Source organism: Solitalea longa (assembly GCF_002920915.1).
Taxonomy (GTDB): Bacteria; Bacteroidota; Bacteroidia; order Sphingobacteriales; family Sphingobacteriaceae; genus Solitalea; species Solitalea longa.
The window spans coordinates 110105-131783 of sequence record NZ_PQVF01000004.1 but is presented as its reverse complement, the minus strand read 5'-3'; the positions used below and the strand labels follow the sequence as shown (position 1 = coordinate 131783).

Here is a 21679-nt window from a genome sequence, read left to right as displayed (position 1 = left end):
TTTTCGTGAACAAAAAATTCCTTTTTAAATTTTTAACCATTTTCCTCTTCGTATTTACAATATTTTCTACTACAGAATCCTTTGCACAAATCCTCGATAGGAATGTTTTGATAAGTTATAGTCTTAAGGATGGCTTAGGCAATGGTTATTTTTTAAGGATTTATAAGAAAGGTGATGTAGTTAGAACATTGGTAATAGATACTACTCAAAGCATTGTTTATGATGCCTATAAAAATCTGAAAAATGGTGAAACCTGTTGGGTAAATCATAAGGAACAAACCAAATTGATCCTTGAAAACGTGAATATTCCTGTCGATTCAATCGATTGGAAGGTAAAAGATATGGGTGAAGAAATAGTAGATGATATTCACTATAATAAGTTGAGGAAGAAAAATCAAAATGCTACGATAACATTTGTCTATCTCCCTGATCAATCTGATTTTAAGCAGTTAGTAGATCATTTATTTTTGCCAGCATTTAATCCATTACTGCGGTATTTAAACGCTTTTGAGGGGTTATTAACTACTGCTGTAATACGTGACTATGATTTAAATGAAGGATTAAAGATTAAAATGCAGGAGTTTTCCTTTTCAAATGTTGTTGATTCGATATTTGATACCACAAAATACAACAACTATGCTGAACTAAAAGTAAAGCCTTTAAATGTAGATAGTGGAATGACTGCCTTTCAGGGTCATTTTTATAAGGAAAAATTAACCCCCATACCTTATAATGATGGTTTGGAATATTGGGCAAAAGAAGATTATGAGAATGCCCGTATCAATGCAGCTACAATTGTTACTAAAGCAACTCCTCCCTTGATTTCTACTACAAACGGTGCGATCACTACAACTAATACTTTCAATCAGCAAGAACAGCAATTTGCAGCTATTAATAAGGAGCATCAAGCTTATATAAAATATGTAGAGGTACAAAATCGAAATAGGAGTGATAAAGCTATGAATGCGTTGTCTTTCAATACTAATCGAATAGTTTATTCACCTGCTATTTTACTAAGTGAAACTATTGAGGCTTTTTACAGTGGAAATGAAATTTTTAAAAAACGTTTATATACCGCTCTTAAGTTACAATAGTTGTATTTTCTTTAGTGCCTTAAAGGTGTTCGTTTATTAAGACTTATAAGGAATACTGGTAGTTTTATATTACAATAGAAGCTAAAACTTATTTGAATTTTATATTGGGTTTACTCTGTCAAAAACGACTTTGGTATTTAATAAAATCCTGCTGATAAAAATATGATGCTTCTCAAAGGTAATCAGTTTAATTATTTGATATTTGCCATGTATTTTTGCCCATTGAAAGCAAAACGTCGATTTTTAAAAATAACGATTTAAAATAGCTGATAGACAGGTGGTTTTGTGAGAGTTTGTTTGTAGATACTATTTGTTGAAATCGTTTGCTTTTTTACAGCTTAGCAATAGGGTAGGGTTAGGAATTAAAAAAAATGAAAAGAATAATTAAAACAATTTGGATTTGCCTGCTTCTATGGCTTAGTGATACTGTTATAAGCCTTGTGCTATCGTTGGTTTTTGGGTTGATCGAAATGCTTAACAAGAGCGATGAATATGGTACATTAAGTTATTTACAAAACACCTTGTTTTTGCAATTAATGAGGCTGATCTTTTATTTTGCCTTATCTACTTTGTTGTTTTATTTCTTAAGCAAGCTCAGGTTTGCCAGTAAGCTTTTACTTTTTATAGTGTTGAATGCGGGTCTTTATGTGTTTATCTCCTTACTGTATGCATTTGTATTTCAACCCGAAACGAAAGAATTGCTTGTCCACCCCTTGTTTTTTATCCTTATAGTTTCTGCAGCCTTAAGCCCAGTTTTGTTAAATCAATGGTCGTATTTTAAACGATTAATGGAGAGGTATTAACGAACGGTAAAGTCATATTTTACGTACATAAAAAAGCCGGAACGCAGGGATTAATCTGTTGGTTCCGGCTTTTATCATTGGCAGTAAATCTGCCCAATTGAATATACAACTAAACTAAAAACTTCAATTTAAACTGCTACAGCTTTACGTTCTGCTTCCAGATCCATTAAAAAGCTGTCGATATGGCCTTGCTTTACGTGTGGCATTACTACTATTTTCCACCATTTCGCACCAAATTCATAGCTGTCGGCTACCAGGTGATATTTTTCAGCCAATTGTTTCGAAACAAAATCACTTTTAATTGTGATAATGTTGATGTGTGGATTTCTGAAATATTTCACACCTAGTTCATCCAGTTTACTGCAAATGCGGCTGGTACGGTCGCATAACGATTCCATTTTGTATTGCCAGCCTGCTGAACCATGTGTCATTAAAATCATCCAGATAGAAACGGCATTGGCACCTGAGCGGCTTCCGCAAATCGTATAGTCCTTACCAGGAATGTATTGAGCTTCATCCGTACAAACATAATCCATATAGCCTTTCCGGATCAAAAATAAACCGGTTCCGTAAGGTGTTTGCAGCATTTTATGCCCATCGCTGGTAAACGATGTAATGTATTTATTCTTGAATGTAAAACGACTTTCAGGATTAGTAAATGGATAGATAAAACCACCATAAGCCCCGTCAACGTGAACTTTAAACTCCACTCCCAATGAATCGAAATAAGAGGCCACACGGTCTATATCATCAACAGAACCAAACATGGTTGTCGACAGGTTCATTACCACAATGAAATAGTTGATTCCGTTGGCTCGAGCTTGGGTAATTTTTGCTTCCAGATCCTCCTGTTTAATGGAGCGATCTTCTTCATCCACCTCTAAGATGATAGATGTCAAGCTTAAAATATTACCACCTTTAGGCATCGAATAATGACTGTCTTGGGAGTAAACTAAAGCGATTTCGTTTGCTTTAGCTCCAAATTCTTTCATGAAGTAATTACGATACACCCACATTGCCTGGATATTGGCTTCAGTTCCTCCTGGCGCCACATAGCCATCAGCATCGTTTTCTTTTCCATGGAAAATTTGTTCCGCACAAATCTTTATCAATTCCTTTTCAATTTTTTGGGTACCCTCAAAAATGTCAAGTACCGATTCTTCCGATAAGGTATGGCAACCAATATGGTTAGGGTTGTTTACCATTACCGACATATAAGGTGCATCTTTTAAAAAAGGTGCATCAGGGTAAAACTGTTCACTGTCTAAATAGGTACCTGGAACTCCTAAGACAGCCTGTGAACGATAGTTCGCGTTTTTATGTAAAGCATCAAAAACGATCTCTTTGATCTCGTTATGACTTAATTTTTTCCAAAACATTTCTTTCTTCAATTTACGCTGTAAATCTAAATCAAGCAGAAATTGCAAGGAATGATTTAAATCATATAATGTAAAGTTTTTTTGAAAAATGCCCAAGTGCATACATTCTTAGAAGACTAGGGAAGAGGATAGCTAGTAAACAAAGAAGCAATCTCTTGCGGAGATTGCTTCTTTGTTTATGATTTTTGTATTAAACTACTCTTATAAACCACTTAATAAACGATCAAGCGTTTCTTTCAGTTTCGGATCACTGGGACGAGGAGCATCAACATTAATAATATTACCATTTTTATCAAACAGCATAAATCTAGGAATCCCATTGATGTTATACGATTTGGCAATTGTTGATTGATGCCATCCTCCGGCAAACACCTGAACACCTTCCAGTTGATTGGTGATTAGAAATTTCTTCCATTTCTCTTTGTCTTTCGGCTCATCCACAGAAACACCCATGAAAACAACATCCTTGCCATGAAACTCTTCTTCCAATTTTTTTAAATAAGGGATTTCCTTATTACATGGGCCACACCAGGTTGCCCAAACGTCAACCAATACAATTTTACCCTTGAAATCTGAAAGTGAAACTTCCTTATCAGTTACATCCCAACAAGTAAAATTGACAGCTGCCGCGCCTGGCTTATATTTTTGCAATCCCGCTTCAATTTTCTTTACACGTTCTTTTTGATCAATTGTAAGAAAGTACTTTTTATAAGCATCATATAACTCCTGATAATTGGTATATGATTTAACAGTAGCCATTTTACTTAATACGAGCTCTCCTTTCAAAACATCGCTTGAAATTCCATGCAATTGTTTTTCCCAACCACTATTGTAATAGTCTTGAGTTTTAAATGCTACCAGACTTCTTAGCAATGTAGTTCCGTAAGGAAATCTCAACAGCTCTTCAGTTTGTAAATACTGCTCTGCATTAAAGTTCTTTACATATGCAGTATAGTCGTTGGGATTAGGTTTTGAAGCGCGTGGAGAAATCATGAAGGCCGTGGTAAAATAAGCCAGATCATAATCGATAGTGCTTTTCAATAACTGATCAAATTCGGCGTTTCCCGTTTCTTTGCCCACTATCCAATTTTGCGATTGATCAACCAGGTTTTGTAATTCAGGGAAGAAACCTTGCATCCTTCTTCCGCTACGGCTAAAATACACCGACCTTCGCTCCACCTTGTAGGCTAACTTATACCATTGATACAATAACAGGTTTTCTTTGGTGTTTTCGCCATTGAGCACATAGGTAGAGTCATTCAACTTCAGGTTAATTTTATCATCACCTTTTGCGTAAATCTTATATTTATCCTGTATTTCATATTTATCGCCAAATCCAATTGCATAATATCCTTTGTACTCCGGTTGAAACTTAAAGTTAAAGGCACCTTTTGCATCTGGAGTAGTAGAGGCAATTTCTTCAATACGACCCTGCACCACTTTAAATAGCCTAACGTTATTCGGTGTTTCGGTTTTTGAAACGCCGCTAATTTCTGTGTATTGTGCTTTTGCTGATAAAGTCACACTTAATAGTAAGACAAAAATTGCCCAGTATTTTTTCATTGTTTATTGATTTAATAATTCAGTGAGATAAACCTTTAATAATGGGTTCGACGGGCGCTTGCAGCAGTTACTATTTACCATTTTGCCTTCTTTGTCTAAAACCACAAAACGTGGAATTCCTGATCTTCCAATTTTTTCAAAAAATGGATTTTTTTTACCCATGATCAGTTGATGCTCATCGGTTTGATTTCGGTTTTCCAAAAACTTTTTCCAAACTTCGGTGGTGTAATCACAAGAAATGGAAAGGAACACAACATCTTCCCCTTGCATATCCTGCTCCATTTTCCTTAAGAAAGGCATTTCTGCAATACAAGGCCTACATCCTGTATTCCAAATATCAATAAAGATGATTTTGCCTTTGTAATCGCTGATCGAAACTTGCTTGCCGGTTAAATCATGAAAAGAGTAAGTATTCATATCAGTACCCGCCGGAGCTGATTTGTAATTATTCAGGTTCATGGCCAGCTTGATTTTTATTGTATTTAATCGAGCAATATTTTTGGGTTCTTTAATCAAAGGCAATGCTTCTTTAATCTCTTTGTTGAGTGTGAGGTCGCCATTTGAAGCCGAATAATTTATTAGTTCCAGCATAAACTCTTCCCGTAATTTTGGATGCGCAATGGCATTTCCAAAATCGGCTATCCAAGTGTTAATACTTCGCACTTTCAAGTTGCCAGATCTAACTTTAGCAAACATCAGCTCAGTGACAGTTTCGTTCCAGTTAGGATAAACCATGATTTCCGGCACTAATTGAATATCCAGATCGCTAAAATTCACCTCCATCATATCCGGAGTACCGCCATGCGATTTGTATTCGATAAGCGGACCAAAAACTTTATTCAGGTATTCTCCCTGGGCATTACCTAAGAGAAGCGACTTATTACGAATTACCTCTGGATTAATCGAATTATTAATGGCCTTTACTCGTTCGTTATACGTTTGTCTATAGCTGGCAACCCAGCCTTGGTAAGGCATCGATTTTTGAATGTTATATAGAAACTGGTTTAGTTCGCTTCCTTTGCCACTCATCACCAACTGATACTTTTCTATTTTTATTGCAATTTGATCACCTGGTTTTAGATACATATCTACTCCATCAAGATTGCCTGAGATGCTTGATAATACGTAAAATCCAGCCTGTTTTACATTCATTGATAATTGAAACTGACCATTGGATGCTATAGAATCGGTGACCTTATCGCCGCGCATATTAGTGCGCCTCGAGATCATGATCGATTTGATCTTTGCGTTTTGAACCGAACCTTTCACGATGGTTTTGATACCGTCTTCAGCATACGTCTGGATAGTAATTATCAACCCTAAAGAAACAATTGCGGCTTGCCTGAATATATTTTTCATTGCTATAATTCAATACTGAAAAATCAATGAGGCTGTTTACCAGTTTCCTGAGAAGCAGCCTCACCTTTATTGATTAATTTAGGTTGCTAGTTTGATTGGCCTTCTCAATTTCAGCGATTATTCTATTTGAACCAGAAAACTTCTCTGTAATAAAGAGTAAATAGCGAATGTCTACGCAGATTACTTTGTGTAGGTCTTTTTCGAAATTGAACTCCCTTGTCATTGATTCCCAGTTACAGTCGAATACCAGTCCGATAATTTCTCCATTGGCATTCATCATCGGGCTGCCGGAATTACCACCGGTAACATCTCCGTTGGTCACAAAGCAAGTCGGTATGTCGCTGTTTACTCCATACTTCCCAAACTCTTTGTTATGCCAAATCGTCTTCAGTTTTGAATTGAGTTGATAATCTTTAATTGTTGTATCGGCAGCTTTGGCGATCAACCCACTAAACATGGTTTGATAGGGGATAGTCTTACCGTCCACTTGCAGGTCTGTAACAGTTCCATATGAAAGACGGATGGTTCTATCTGCATCCGGATAAAATCGGCCACCTTTAAAATCATCCAGGCTGTTTGAGTAGGCAGAAGCGTATCTGTATAGTTTGTTTGAATTAGAAGAGTTTATTTTGAAGAGTTCTCTACGCTTTTTCTCTATCGATTCGTTTAATAACACCGCAGGGTCATTTTCAATCGGTGTCGATGGGTTCTTTAACCAATTCTGAAGTTTATCCGCATTCGCAAAAACTGAACTTTGGAACAGCTCATCAACATACTGATCAATCGCTGCAGAAGAATGAAGGTTCTTCGAAGAAAAAATCTCAGGCAATAATTGCTCAGGAATACTATCAGCCATAAGCTTAAGCATTGCCTTGGTTACCCTCTTGTCAATTTCTGCATTGAAATTTTTATAATATCCTCTGGCTGTGCTTGATAAGTCGTTTTGAAGAGTTGGCCTCGTTTTTAAACTCGTAACATAATTTGTATATGAATTCGCAAAGGCTGAAAGAAACTGAATCATTTCACATGACCCAAAGCCTTCTACATAATAGTTAAGCGCCTTTTTATATTGCGCATTTGCTTCTGTTCCACTTTTCAAATCCTGCAATAAAGTGGCATAAAGGTTTTTCTTGCTTTCGTCTTGGGTCGCCCATTTCATCCATTCCTTTTCATAGCTTTCTTTGCGTGAGATGATAGTTAATTTATCCACCCAAAAATTCATACCTACAGCATTCTTATAATAGTTGGCTGAGGTGGCATATTTTTCAGCATATAATTGCTTAACGAGCGGACTTTTATCCATTTCTTCTTCCAGAATTGATTGACGAAGCTTACGGGCGGCTATCATTGCCGAATTAACCACCTGCGTTTTATCCCAGATTTCTGAAGAAGTAGCATTACGATCGGACATGGCAGGATAACCCATTGACATGGCAAAATCACTTTTTTTATAACCTTCGGTAGAAATACGTAAGTAGTTTTTAACCGCCAATGGCACATTGTTTTTTGAATAAGCCGCCGGCGCTCCATTTTTATCTGCATATACCCTAAAGAACGCAAAATCGGCACTATGGCGAGGCCACATCCAGTTATCAGTTTCGCCACCAAACTTGGCAACATTTTTAGGTGCTACCCCTACAAAACGTACATCTTTGTATTGCAGCTGAAGAAATAATACAAATAGGCTGTTGTTTTTGTACGACTTAATAAGGACCTTATACTTAGGATACTTTTGCTGATATTTTTTCGAAACAGCATCCATTGCATCCTTAAAATTGCCGTCGCTAGCACCTTTAATTTCGGCTGTGATATCAAGTATCTTTTTATTGATGGTAATGGTTAAATCATGAACAGGAAGCTCCTGTTCTGTAGTATTGGCCCAAAAACCATTTTGAAAAATGTCATTTGTAGGTGTAACGTACTGTTGAATAGCACTGTAGGAACAGTGATAGTTGGTAAGTATTAAACCTGAACCTGAAATGATAGAACCGGTACATCCTGAACCAAATCCAATTACCGATTCGCTTAAAGCACCGTCATCGCCGGTAATTTTTTCTATGGGAATGTTCAGCCCCATTGCTTTCATCTCGTCAGCATTGTTCTTTTTTAACAAGGCCAGTAGCCACATGCCTTCATCTGCACGTACCTGGGCAGTGAACGACAATAAAAAAGCAATCAGCAATGACCATCTTATAATGGTTTTCTTATACATTTCAGTTTTTCTATTGATTGGTTGAAAAAAGGCCCCTGCTTCAGCTATGGTCAGAGGGGCCGTTTATGACTTGATAATCTCCAAATGAAACTATCCTTTATTAAAGATCGATTCCAGTACTTTATTCAACTCTTCGCCTCTTACACCTTCGGTAATGATCTTCCCGTTAGGATCAATGATCCAAATAGCAGGAATACCATCGATACCGTATTTTTTAGCTACAGGTGATTTTAAGCCACCTATCAGATCAGAAGCATTGTTCCATATCAAACCATCTTTCGTTAAGGCTTCTTGCCATTTGTCGAGTTCATGATCTAATGAGAAGGAAATTACCTCTAAACCTTTAGCATGATATTTCTCATACATCTCTTTTGTGTGCACATTTTCAGCACGACAAGGAACACACCAAGAGGCCCAGAAGTCGAGCATTACATATTTTCCACGGAAAGAAGAGAGTGTGATCTTCGATTTTCCATCTTTCTCAAACACAGTAAAATCAGGAGCAATTGCACCGGGAGCCGTTTTGCGAATGATATCCGCGCGCTGCTTCATGGCAAGGTAATAGGGGTGCTTAGAAAAGTAGGGGTTGAAGTTTTTTAGAACAGCATCAATCTGATCATACTTCATCATCATTAAAGGACCCTTAGCCAGGTACAATGAAACAATAGAATTCGGGTAATTCTTGATCAACGAATCGGTGTAAGCTTTTTTTTCGGCTTCCGCTTTCTTGAAAAAAGCCACTTTTTCTTCTTTAGAATATTGCTGGCTATTCATCATCACCTGATTACTCTTCATGGTTTGTGCCAGGGAGAATTTCTGATAGTTATTCCAATGTTCGTTTTGAGGAGTTCCCTTTATTTCACAAGCGTAAAGTTTGTTTTTATCACCAGTAATCTCAATGTGGCCTTTTTCTGCCACGAAATTAAAAGCTGATCGAATTCCTTCAATTTGAAAATCATATACTTCATTAGCTAATTGAGCCGGAATTGTAAATGAGAAATTTCCATTCGCATCTATTGTTGACTGCTTTAAGATCTCTCGGCCCCCATGATCGCCGTGATCGCGACCGACAGTTATTTTTGATGTTTTATCTATTCCGTTGATTTTTCCACTAACTATACAATCTTTGCTTTGTGCAAAACCTTGCAAACTCAAAAGGGAAATACCAAGCGTTGTGATGTAACACTTTAGGTTATTCGTTTTCATCTATACTTATTGTAAAAGGTCAAATTAAATTAGAGTATAAACCGTAAAAGATTTCTATACTCTATTGATTAACAAAGCGTTTATTGATTCTCAGCCACCAAAGCATTGATCATTGAGTTATTCCAAACATGTCTTTTTGATTGGAAATAGGATTCTGTTTGGCCGAAATATCTATAGGGGTGTTGGTTTAAGCCACGGTCCCAGGTACTATCAAAGTAATAATACTCGCCATTATAGTTGGCCATACTCCAGGCATGAGTAACATTGTCACCCTTTCCACCCACATTATAACATTTAATTCCTGCGGCATTTGCCAACAAATTAAAGGCCCATGAATATCCACCGCATACAGCTTTTCTATTTACAAAAACACCATAAGCCGTTTGTGAATCAAAAGGCAACTTGGGAGTATTATAATTGAAATCGTATGAAGTTCGAGTTACATAATTGTAAATCGAGGTCAATTTTTGATCATTGGTCATTTCAGGAGTTATAATACGAGTTAAGATCGCTGTAACCGAATCTTTAACAGTATTGATCTTTAATATACAGTCACTTACGCTTGTTGGCGCTCCGGGTAAGCCTTTAGGGGCAGGAGTACAGTTAATGGTGGTTGCCTCGGCATTAAACGTATAAACAAAATATCCGTAGCCACAATTGGATCCTAATATTAACTGCATAGTAGTAAAATCAAGATCTTTGTTGGTTATAGCGATCGGAATATTCTTCCCGGAAGGGGAGTTTAATGTTGCAGATAGGAGATCGTTATAACTATTGATCTTTTTAGTACCCGCTGGTATTGTTTTTGGGTTGATACCCAGCTTATAAGGCATGTATTTAATCTCACATACCATGATCTTTGTTCCTGGTTTACGAGTGGGCACCACCTTATAAGTGTGTTTCAAAGAATTATCCTTATTCAATGCATTATAATATGCATTTAGAACGGTCATCTTTAGCTGACTATCTGTCATTTTCATAGCAGATGCGTCAAAATAAATAGTTTTTGTAAGTGATTTTATTGCATTCGTTAACAGGTCAGAGATTTCCTGTAAGGAGGTTGGCTTAGGGTAATTGGATAGCTCAACTTTTTTTGACTCTTTCTCTAAACCACTAATTCTATCTTCCTGCACACTTAAAGACTTATCACCGGCAACACTTTGCAACTGCAAAAGGGAGACTGTTAACACCAAGACCCACTTAAGTCTATTCAAATTCATTTCTTTAAATCTTTGGTTTAATTGATAGGTTAAAAATGGAACTCACCGCCTTAGCAGCGGTGAATTCCCCTCAAAAAATGAATAAAATTATTTTGCTTTATAGCTCATCGCCGAAATTTTACCACTAAACAAATAAGGAGTTATAGTGCCAAATGAACCGTTTATTTCACTTACGTTAATTTGTAAAAGCGTACTTTCATTAGTTGTTGCATTGTAAAGGGCAACATATAAAAGCTTGCCATCGTTTGGATGAACAGGAGACGAAGTGTATTTGAATATTTTCATTGATGTAATCACACTTCCCGGATAAGAACCAGAAATATCTAATAATAAATTCGATTTTTTATCACTAGCATAATTGTTCTGATAGATCTTTGTATCGGTAGCATGGTACATAATATTAGCCTTGCTTCCGAATGCAAAATATTTCGAATTAGCTAAATCAGTAGCTGCACTGATATCGATTAGATCAACACCTCTGTTACCATCGTCTGCTACGTTAAACTGACATACGTATAATTGTCTGGTTGCAGGATTATTCGGGCTCTGCATTACGCAATACCATTTCGGTGTAGTGGTTCCTAGTCCCATTTCTGCATATACCATGTCCTTACCTACATTACTCATGTCAAATTTCCCGGCTCCATTTGCAGGCAGGGATTTAAACAATTTTATATCATGGTTATAATCAATGTAAAGGAAGCGTCTGTTCTTGGCATCGTAGATCACACCGTAAAAAACAAAAGGGGATTTACCGCCATCCGTTGCGGCGATAAATGGAGCCGCTACATAATCCTGACCGTAGCACTTATAGCCATATTTATTGAAAATATTAACCTGTGCCTGCGACATAAAATAGAGATCCCCCTTATTTATCATTAGCTCGTTATAACTCCAGCTATCATAGGCCTGAAATTGCACATCACCAGAAGCCATAGGCATAACGAACATGTTAGGGTAAGTATTCATTATGCGCAAGTCGTTCAGATTTAAACGATATCCGCCACTGTTGTTATTGGTGAACACACTTACCCAACCTTGTACCATATGAGTAACCCCTGCGCCGTCACCAGGTATTTTAGTTCCATTGATCTCAGAGAAAACATTTGACTGAATTTTATCGGCCTGGGTATATGCACTATACAGTTTACTGTTTACAAGAATACTTATGTCACTTTCATTATTTGATCCGTGTACCACCATCAATCCCGGCGAAGCATAACCGCTGATAGTCAAGGCTTTTTTAATGGTTTGAGTGATTCCTCCGTTTGAATTATCTTTAGTATACAGAACCAAATAATACTCTCCCGGCACATCCACTACCTTAAAAGAAAGATCTTTTGTAGTTGCCAATGTTTTATTAACATAAGTGCCGGTATTTGGATCGGCCGCGTAACTCTGCGTCACCAGCTTCCATTCGTACGATAAATCTGTTGAAGCACCTTCTACGTTATTCAGATTTATATTTACCACATCATTTTGTTTAGCCAGATACGATTTTGGCATACCTGCCGTATCAACAAAATAAGTGCTTAAATTTTTATAGGTATAATTTCCCTCATCTTTTGCGCAACCTGCCCAGAATAATGAAAGGGCCATTAAAGCTGCGAAACAATATTTTCTTTTCATGTAATTTCCTTTTTAGTAAAAATTAACTTTTGTCGATCTCTAATAACTGTTAACCAACACCTCCGGCGGCAGAATATTGATTTATTATTATTACTGCTCCATTTTCATCGGTTAATGCAGGATGAGAGGCGTTATACTCTATTAGAGCGTTTCTTACCAATGCATTATAATACTGCAATGCTGGTTTATCATTAGGATCAGGAAGTTCAGTTAGTTTACATGATTCCAAAATGAAGGCATACTTTTTCTCTGAAAATGTACCAAATGCCTTAACATATTCCGAAATATCCCAGATATCCGGTTTCAAATATTTATCACCCCAAATAAAAACCGCAGAATTATATCTGTTATAACCAATTTTGAAGTCTTTACTTTCTTGCACTTCTATTTGCAGACGAACCGATTTGTCTTTTAATCCGGATCTATAGATCACAATTGGAATACGCGCTTTAAAAGCGTTGGCAGGCATTATCTTACTCGGAAACTTAAAGTTAACTCCTTCAACAGCGGTGGTTTTTTCGGTGTTTATTTTAATTCCAATTTCACGATCAACGGGAGCAGCATTGCCCATAATACATGCATCAAACCAAAGGGTATCAGCCTCTGTAATGGTTGGATGTGCCGGGAATGAATAAATAATTGAATCGCGTAAAGTATTTCCAATTCCAGGAATTTGAAAAAACATTCTGGGATCATTCTCGTAGCCTGGAATATCCATTTCAGAACAGGCACTTAAAAGAAAGCCCAATGAAAGAACTAAAGAACATGCTTTAACTATTGCTTTCATTTTTATAATTTTTTTAACGTTTTACAATATGAATTAAACCTCTCTATCTGCCGAATTCTACTTCGCTATCAGGCAATGGAAGTATCATTTGAACTTCAGTTATTGGAGTACCAATGTATCCTCCAGATGGAGTTCCTGGAATAATGGTTTGTTTGGTTCTTTTACAGTAGGCAAATAGCTGGCCTTCTCCCTGAAACTCTTTTCTGTACTCCTTCAAAATTTCTGTCCGAATTTGATCATCGGTTAATGAAGAACTAAGTGGCACAACAATACCTCTGTTACCTCTTACTTCATTTAGGTAATTAATAGCTGCCTGATTATCAATACCAATATTACATTCAGCAGCGATGTAGTTCATCTCCGAGCGACGAAGTAGAGGCATCATTGCTGCATAATCTGGCCTCAAGTTGTCGGGCTGATAAAATTTATTAACGATATAGGTTGAGGTTCCTACTTTCTTTGTAACGTACAACAAACGGAGATCATTGGCACCTATACTAGCGGTTTCGAACATTTGAGTATAACCAGAAGTACCAGCCGCGGCACCCGACTTTTGGAGTTGACTTGTAGTAGTAGCAGTATAAAGCCAGGTATTTCCAATTGTTTTCAAATCAAATACATTCAGCGCAAAAAGGTTTTCTGTTGAAAATGTGTAATCCCTGTCTCTTTCTAAAGAGGCGGTAATATTTGCCGGTAGAATCCAAGGGAATGTTTTGTTAGCTATATCGATAACCTCTTTTGCATTTATAAGGGCATTCTCTTTATCGTTCTTCCACAAATAGGCTCTGGCCATAATGGCCTTAACGGCATAATAGTTTAAGTGTTGGTGACGATTATCAAGGAAGATATCCGAATTACGTTTCAAACCAATTTTAATAGGATCTACTTTTAAATTGTCAGCAGCATCATTCAAATCCTTCAAGATTAATTCCATTACTTGCTCTCCTTTGGAACGTGGCGTAACGTTGGTGCCAAGGGTAGTAACATAAGGAATTGCCGTTTGGGTTAAATCAGTAGAACCAAATAAGCGCAACAGATCTAAATGAATGAAGGCTCTTATTGCCAATGCTTCACCTTTAATGATCTGATAATTATCTCCTGTAAATTTGGCCTTATCTGCATCAATATGATCTAAGATGTTATTTACGTTAGCGATCACGTTATACATGTTTTTCCAGGCATTATCCACTATTGTGCGAATACCAGTAGAGGTATAGGTTAGTGGTTTCAGACTTAAATCTTTATATGAAGTAACGTTGCCAAGATCATATTGCAAAATGGCGGCGTCCATGAAACCAAAAGTAAGTTCACGGCCATACATCGACTGCCCTTTCATTAGTGTATAGCAACCTATCAATGCATCTTTATATCCCTGCTCGTTTTGCAACAACACCTCTGATTTAATTTTTGTAGCAGGGGCCACATCCATCCATTTTTCACAAGAAGTGGTACTAATCAATGTGATCAGTGTCAGTAAGCTTGCTAATATTTTATTTCTCATTTCAAATTCTTTTTTGGTTGATAAAAAATCCCTTAGAAGCTGGCATTAAGCGTTAATGAACAGTTACGGGCAAACGGATACGAAGTACCTCTTTCTACCTTAACAGTACTGATTTGGTAAACATCGTTTAGATTAAGTCCCATTCTCAATGCTGATAATTTTAACTTTTTAACAAACGAATAACTATAAAAATCATAGCCAAGATTAACAGATGATATTGATAGTTCACTCAAATCTTGCACAAAACGTGATGAAGCAAGAGTGGTGGTTTGGGTTGTGCCAATACTTCTGAACAGCACATTATCACCTGCTTGTTTCCAACTATCGTAATAAGCACGTGCATCAACGTTGTTATTTAATGATGCGTTTTCTACCTTATCAACCAGTGTTTGATTATAGGTTTGACCGCCTACTCTGTAGCGACCTATTACACCTATCGTTAAACCTTTGTAAGCAAAGTTTGCTCCCGCAGTTCCCATCATTTTAGGCAAGTTATCACCTACTACAACTTTATCTGCCGGATCCCATACATCAGTTAAGGTTCCATCTAATTTCACATAGATCTCTTTTCCGGTAGCCGGATCAATACCATTTGAGCGAACTGCCCAAATTGAATTTAGAGACTGGCCTTCCTGGAATCTTACCAATGGCTTGTTACTGGTTCTGGATTTAGTATCCTGTAAATTTGTAAGGCTCTGTAGCGAATTAGAGATCTTGGTAATTTTATTATTATTGGATGCCCCTGATACAAAAACATTCAGCACTTGTCTGTTCGCAGTATTTACAAACATTTTGTAATTCACACGGAACTCGAAACCGTTATTTACAAGCTGGCCTAAATTGGCTTTATAAGTTGCGAAGCCAAGTGAGGGCGGAGTGGTGATATCAGTAAGAAGGTTATTGGTTACACCTTTGTATACGTCTAAGCGAAGACTTAACCGTTTCATAAAATCAACATCAAGACCAACGTTATAGTCCATGCGTTGCTGCCACTTCAAACCCGGATTATTAAGGTTGTTCAAATACGTACCTACCATTCCCTGATAAGATTGGTCAACAAAGTAGTTATACAACAACATTGCCTGGTAAGCATTGAAGTTTTGTGAACCGGTATTACCCATTGAGCCTCTCAGTTTCAATAAATTGATGTACTGGTTATCTCCAAAGAACTTCTCTTTATGAACGTTCCAGCCCGCACCTGCCGACCAGAACATACCCCAGCGGTTATCCGCACCATATTGAGAAGAAGTACTCGTGCGAAGAGAAAAATCAGCAACGTATCTTTCATCAAAAGAGTAGTTGATCATACCCAATGCTCCCAGTTCCCTTGTTGTAGCCTCACTGCCGGTTGGCTTAAGTGCGCTTGAAGCGTATTGTTTAGCGAAGATGATGTTATCCATTTTGTCATTCGGAAAACCTGTTGCCGAGTATGAATAAGATTCACTATTATCTTCACGGATATTGGCAGCAGCGTTGACAAAAATTAAATGTCTTCCCCATCTGTTGCTGTAGTTAGCGTTCAAGTCACCGTTTACCGATGAAGACTTGCCGTTTGTTTTGTCATACGATCCTCTGTTATATAAGTTATCACCTACAAAAGCAATAAACTTGAGATTACTTCCAGGAATGAATTCGTCTGAGCCATTAACTGTATTGGTAAATCCTACACGTCCAACTACCTTAAAATGATCGGTGAAAGCATATTCAAGCTGAGTATTATTTGTAAGATCTGTATATGCTGAAGTTGAACGACCATTCAGGGTAGCATTGAACATTGGGTTGTAAACAGTCTGTCCGTATAACGGACTAAGGCCTAAAACCTTGCGAACGCTACCATCATCATTATAAGGTCTCCAATATGGATTTAATTGGGCATAGAACGAAAAATCGCCATACGGGGAGTTTGTTGAATTAGATTTGGTTAATGATAACTGGTTTCGGAACAAGATCTTGCTTTGGCGATAACCTATACTAAGCGTTCCTCCTAAATTATTTCTTTCACTACCTTTCATTGCTCCTTGGGTGCCATTGCTAAATAATGAAAACCCGGTAGTCCAATGCTCATCACCACCTTCAATGTTAATTGTATGTCTGTTGGTTATACCGGTTTGAGTAGGCTGAGCCAACCAATCGGTATTTACTCCATTTTGTACCGCTTTTAAGTTAGCATAATACAAACTATCAAATCGTAAGCCCTCAATTGGTTGTTTTTGATTGTATGCGCCTAATTGTCTTTCCAGGGCTAATTTTTCGGATGAATTCGTTAAGTTATAACTGCTAAAATCAGGGGCTTCAATACCCAGAGTTCCATTATAACTAATTCTTAATGCTCCTCCTTTTGGTTTTACCGTTTCAATAACAATAACTCCATTAGCCGCTCTTGCACCATATAAAGCTTTAGCTGATGCATCTTTTAAAATGGTAACAGATTCTATTCGGGGTAGAGGCAAGTCTGCTACTTTTTCAATGGCCATCTCAAAGCCGTCAACAATGAACAGCGGCTGATTGGGTTTGGTCGCATACTCATTGTTCACATCAGGGAATGAAGATGCTCCTCTGATCTGCAATTCAGGCATTTTATTAGGATCAGAACCGGTGGCATTATTGTCAATAAAGTTCAAGGATGGCTCTAAATTTTTCAAGCTTTGAAAAATGTTTTGAGTTCCTGCGCTTTGTAATTCCTGAGCAGTAATTTTTGTGTAGGAACCTGTAAAACTTTCAGCTTTACGGTTAAAAGGAATACCAGTTACCACCACTTCCTTAATAGAAGTGCTACTTTCTTTCATTACAATATTGAAAGTAGTTTTACCATCCATTCGCAGTTTTTGTGATTCCATTCCCAAATAGGTAATCAACACAACAGCGTTATCTTGTACTATTAAATGAAAATGACCTTTTTCATTGGTAACAGTCCCGTTTTTGGTACCTAATTCTCCAACAGTAACTCTTATCAATGGGTTGTTATTTTCATCGGTAATTGTTCCGTTGATCTGGATTTTCTTTCGGGTTGCCGTAGCTGCCGTTTTTTCTTCTTTGGCTTGCTGTGGCTCTGATTGCGCCATTAGATTAATGGAAGACGCCATTAACAGTAGAGCTAAAAAGCTCTTTTTTCTGAAACAAGCTTTAGGGTTGTATTTTTTTGTAATAACTTTTTCGTAACAATTTTTCATTAGATTTGATTGGGTTTAGTTAAACACAATAAGTCCCTGTTTTGCCGGTTGAAAGCAAAGGAATTTATTAAACTTACCTCACACGGGTGATGCTGCAACATCGCCCGTTTCCATTATTTTTTAGTGTTGATTTTTTACTATGGCGCTCCTTTCATTTAATTTTTAGTTTAGGTCTTAAAATGGAAAGCATAACATGTAATAAAAATGTTGCTTTATTCATTAATTGGTGGCCTTTTGGGGCCTTTAGAAAATTTTATTTTCTGTATTGCTTTGAAAGCACAATTTGATTTTAATCAAGTGTTAAAACAATGGATTATTCCACTATTTTTTAGTGAAAAACAATTATGAATAAAGAAAACGGGGAGAGGCTGCCTCAGGATTTGGTTAATATGGGGAGTTTTAGAGGGGGAGAGCAGAATCTTATTAAAACGGTTTTATTTATATGTAACTGATTTTCAATAGAATTTATTTGTTTTCTTCCGGCCTTTGCTTAAAAAAGGAGGAGATGGCTACAATTACAAGTACGTACAATATATAAGCTATTCTATCGTTATCTTCTCTTTGGTTTTTATTAATTTTTTAAGCAGTAATCTTACATCGGTTGGAGTGTGCAGATAAAAAGCAGCTTCGGAACTAGTGCCTCCTACTTTTATACTAACTGAACCTTTGGGTAATGCTCTAAAAGTATCTTCATCAGTAAAGTCATCGCCAATAGCCATAATAAAATCGTAATTATGATGATCGATCCATTTTTTAGCCGCTTTGCCTTTATTTACTTCGTTACTTTTTACTTCAATAACCTTATTACCATGCATTATTTGTAGCCCATTATCGGCCGCTATGGTTTTCAGGTTTTCAACCAGTTCCTTAGCACGTAATTCTCCCAGGCCAATTTCAACATTGCGATAATGCCAGGCAACCGAATAGCTTTTATCTTCAATGAACGATCGGGGAGTGCGCTCATTTATTGATTGCATAGTATTATAAATGTCCTCCTTCCAGCTTACATCAATTTCATGATGCTGCCAAATTTTACCTCTGCGTTTGATCCAGGCACCATGTTCAGCAACAATACTAAGGTTCATGTGTCCGAACCACTCATCCAGGGTTTCTTGTTTACGTCCGCTAATAAGCACAACCGTGTTTTTATGATCATCAATCAGCTTTTGGATCAACTGAATTAACTCGAAATCAGGGTAGGCTAATAAGGGATTGTTATTGAATTCAACCAAGGTTCCGTCATAATCTAATAAAAGCAATCGTTTCTGATCACGTTGGTAGCGTTCTTTAATCATCGTTTCAATCATTGGCGTGATCTCACGAACTGATAATTTGCGTTGCAAAACCTTAACATCTTCAAGGCGGTTCATGAAAACTTTAACCCAATGATGAATATTAAACCGCGATACAATCTCACGCATTGATCGCATTCGCTGTCTTTGCTCGTCAACAGGCATTTCCAGAGCATGAACCAATGCTTTAACGAATTTATTTGAATCATTGGGGTTGATCACTAAGGCATCGTTTAACTCTTTCGAGGCTCCTGCCATTTCACTTAAAATCAATACACCTGTTTCATCTGTTTTACAAGCAACGTATTCTTTACTTACTAAATTCATTCCGTCGCGCATGGGGGTTACAAGGGCTATATCTGCAGTTTTATAAAGTGCAGCCAGCAAGTCTATTGAAAACGACCTGTAGAAATAATGGATAGGCACCCATTCGAGGGTTGAATATTTAGAATTGATGTTGCTCACCATCTTGTCAACTTCTTCTTTTAAATCAGCGTATTGTTTTACAGTATCTCTTGATGGAACCACCAATTGAACAAATACCACCTTTTCTATATATTGAGGGTTTTGCTCCAGTAATTTATCAAAAGCTTTAAGCCGGTTGATGAGTCCTTTACTATAATCGAGTCGGTCCACTGAAATCATAAGCTTCGCTTTCCCTTTTCGCTTAACGATATTTTCTTCATGTGGTTTCTGCAGAGGATCATTAGCCAGGCTATTGAATTTATCAAAATCAATGCTTATCGGGAAGGCATCAGCAATTATTGGCTTATCGTGTATAAATAATTGGTTTGAATTTGTAGTTAGGCCAAGGATACGCTGACAGGAATTGATAAAATATTTAGAATCATCATAGGTGTGAAAACCAAGTAGGTCGGCGCCAACAAGACCTTTCAATAGTTCATCCCGCCATGGAAGTAACCGGAATACTTCATAAGAAGGAAAGGGGATATGTAGGAAAAATCCAATTTTAGCATTCCGAGCTTTAGCCCTGATCATTTGCGGCACTAACATTAATTGATAATCATGCACCCAAATCTGGTCGTCATTCTTTAAAACTTCCAAAACAGCGTCAGCAAATTTTTGATTTACAGCTTTATACATATTCCAATTTTCATCTGAATAATTGGCGTAGGAGGGGAAATAGTGAAAAAGCGGCCAAAGCGTTTCGTTTGAAAATCCTTCGTAATATTTATTGTATTCTTCTTCGGTTAAAAAAATAGGGGATAAGTTTCTATCTGTCAGATCATCAGCAATTTTTTCCTGTTTAGTTTCTTCATTGATTATAGCTCCTGGCCAGCCAATCCAAATATTATCACCATCTTTATAAATGCTGCCTAATCCTGTTGCTAAACCACCTTCACTTGACTGGTAAATCATTTGTTCGCCATTAAATACAATTTTTACTGGCAAACGATTAGATACAATTATAGTTTTTGCCCTATTCATAAATTTAGATCATTGAAGAGTTCGCCTGAATTTTAAAGAAGCTTATGCGTATGCCTTTAAGATCTGCTCTATCGGACTTAAATAACTTAAGCCGAATAAATTCAGGTGAACTAATAAAGGGTATAAATTATGTATGTTGAAACGCTCCTTATATCCAGGTTCAAGCGGAAAATATTGATTATACGTATCGTAAAACCGTTCGTTAAATACACCAAATAGAGTGGTCATGGCAAGATCCATTTCCCTGTGACCATAATATATGGCTGGATCACAAACTCTCACCAACCCGTCATTTCCACATAAAACATTGCCGGTCCACAAATCGCCATGTAATAACGCAGGCTTTTCTTCAGGAATTAGAGAATATAACTTGCTGTAAAAACCAAAAAACTTTTTTAAATGAGAGTTACCTAAAAGGTTTTTATTGAAAGCATTTTCTATCAATACCTGTAGCCGGTTTGTAATGAAAAAATCAATCCACGAATTGCCTATAGCATTGTATTGCGGTAAACTCCCAATAAAGTTAGTATAATCTAAACCATACGAATTATCGCTGTTTTGATGTAGTAAGGCCATTTTTTTGCCAAAATCTTCCCAGTAATCAGGTTTCAGCTTGGCTGGTTCAATCCATTCTAAAATAATAAATGCGGTATAATCAACGATTCCAGAGCCTATAAATTGGGGAACAAAATCAGGTAAAACTTTCCTCAGTTTTAGGAGTCCAAGTTCTTCTGTTTCAAATAGTTTATGGTATGAAGCATCATTCCATTTGATGAAAAACGGCCCTTCATTGCTTTCAATTTTTGCAGCTTTGCTAATAGAACCACCCTCAAGTGCCCGAAAGTCAGTTACAGTAACTTCAGTGTTTAAAGCCTGACTTAATGCCTGTTGAAAAATTGTTTTCATCTTATTAAAGATAAACAACCGTAATGAATTAATGCTTTGAAAATAAGCGGATTAGTAAAACCGGGTTGCAGTGTGTTGAGCTTTGTCTTATTTTCATGGTTTAAAGTTA

The 21679-nt window shown here is 37.0% G+C and carries 14 protein-coding genes; 2 read left to right on the top strand and 12 right to left on the bottom strand.

Annotation, left to right across the window (positions count from 1 at the left end; genetic code table 11):
* Nucleotides 1–5: 5 nt before the first annotated feature.
* On the top strand, nt 6–1094 hold the full coding sequence (locus C3K47_RS06345) for a hypothetical protein (RefSeq protein ID WP_133159341.1): 1089 nt from the start codon (nt 6–8) through the stop codon (nt 1092–1094).
* Nucleotides 1095–1465: 371 nt separating this feature from the next.
* Entirely contained in the window at nt 1466–1897 is a 432-nt protein-coding gene (locus C3K47_RS06340; RefSeq protein ID WP_103788284.1) for a hypothetical protein, read from the top strand.
* A gap of 128 nt (nt 1898–2025) precedes the next feature.
* Here the strand turns inward: C3K47_RS06340 and C3K47_RS06335 are convergent, their stop codons facing one another.
* The 12 genes from C3K47_RS06335 to C3K47_RS06280 all read right to left on the bottom strand — a co-directional run bounded on the left by C3K47_RS06335 (nt 2026) and on the right by C3K47_RS06280 (nt 21570).
* Nucleotides 2026–3276, bottom strand: a complete 1251-nt coding sequence (locus C3K47_RS06335; RefSeq protein ID WP_103788501.1) for a pyridoxal-dependent decarboxylase — start codon at nt 3274–3276, stop codon at nt 2026–2028.
* 201 nt (nt 3277–3477) lie between these two features.
* Nucleotides 3478–4839 carry a TlpA family protein disulfide reductase gene (locus tag C3K47_RS06330; RefSeq protein ID WP_103788283.1) on the bottom strand — a complete coding sequence of 454 codons (1362 nt, stop codon included), beginning with the start codon at nt 4837–4839 and terminating at the stop codon, nt 3478–3480.
* 3 nt (nt 4840–4842) lie between these two features.
* On the bottom strand, nt 4843–6198 hold the full coding sequence (locus C3K47_RS06325) for a TlpA disulfide reductase family protein (protein WP_103788282.1): 1356 nt from the start codon (nt 6196–6198) through the stop codon (nt 4843–4845).
* 73 nt (nt 6199–6271) lie between these two features.
* Complete coding sequence (locus C3K47_RS06320) at nt 6272–8410, bottom strand: S46 family peptidase (protein ID WP_103788281.1); 2139 nt, start codon at nt 8408–8410, stop codon at nt 6272–6274.
* 90 nt (nt 8411–8500) lie between these two features.
* Nucleotides 8501–9616: a TlpA disulfide reductase family protein gene (locus C3K47_RS06315; RefSeq protein WP_103788280.1), complete on the bottom strand. Its 1116-nt coding sequence runs from the start codon at nt 9614–9616 to the stop codon at nt 8501–8503.
* Between the two features lie 80 nt (nt 9617–9696).
* Entirely contained in the window at nt 9697–10836 is a 1140-nt protein-coding gene (locus tag C3K47_RS06310; RefSeq protein ID WP_114324633.1) for a transglutaminase domain-containing protein, read from the bottom strand.
* Between the two features lie 87 nt (nt 10837–10923).
* Nucleotides 10924–12465 carry a PKD-like family lipoprotein gene (locus C3K47_RS06305; RefSeq protein ID WP_103788278.1) on the bottom strand — a complete coding sequence of 514 codons (1542 nt, stop codon included), beginning with the start codon at nt 12463–12465 and terminating at the stop codon, nt 10924–10926.
* A 49-nt stretch (nt 12466–12514) separates the two neighbouring features.
* Nucleotides 12515–13252, bottom strand: a complete 738-nt coding sequence (locus tag C3K47_RS06300) for a DUF4843 domain-containing protein (protein WP_103788277.1) — start codon at nt 13250–13252, stop codon at nt 12515–12517.
* Between the two features lie 43 nt (nt 13253–13295).
* Nucleotides 13296–14753 carry a RagB/SusD family nutrient uptake outer membrane protein gene (locus C3K47_RS06295; RefSeq protein ID WP_103788276.1) on the bottom strand — a complete coding sequence of 486 codons (1458 nt, stop codon included), beginning with the start codon at nt 14751–14753 and terminating at the stop codon, nt 13296–13298.
* Nucleotides 14754–14785: 32 nt separating this feature from the next.
* Entirely contained in the window at nt 14786–17923 is a 3138-nt protein-coding gene (locus C3K47_RS06290) for a SusC/RagA family TonB-linked outer membrane protein (protein ID WP_103788275.1), read from the bottom strand.
* 539 nt (nt 17924–18462) lie between these two features.
* Complete coding sequence (locus tag C3K47_RS06285; protein WP_103788274.1) at nt 18463–20664, bottom strand: bifunctional alpha,alpha-trehalose-phosphate synthase (UDP-forming)/trehalose-phosphatase; 2202 nt, start codon at nt 20662–20664, stop codon at nt 18463–18465.
* 42 nt (nt 20665–20706) lie between these two features.
* Entirely contained in the window at nt 20707–21570 is an 864-nt protein-coding gene (locus C3K47_RS06280) for a fructosamine kinase family protein (RefSeq protein WP_103788273.1), read from the bottom strand.
* Nucleotides 21571–21679 lie beyond the last annotated feature (109 nt).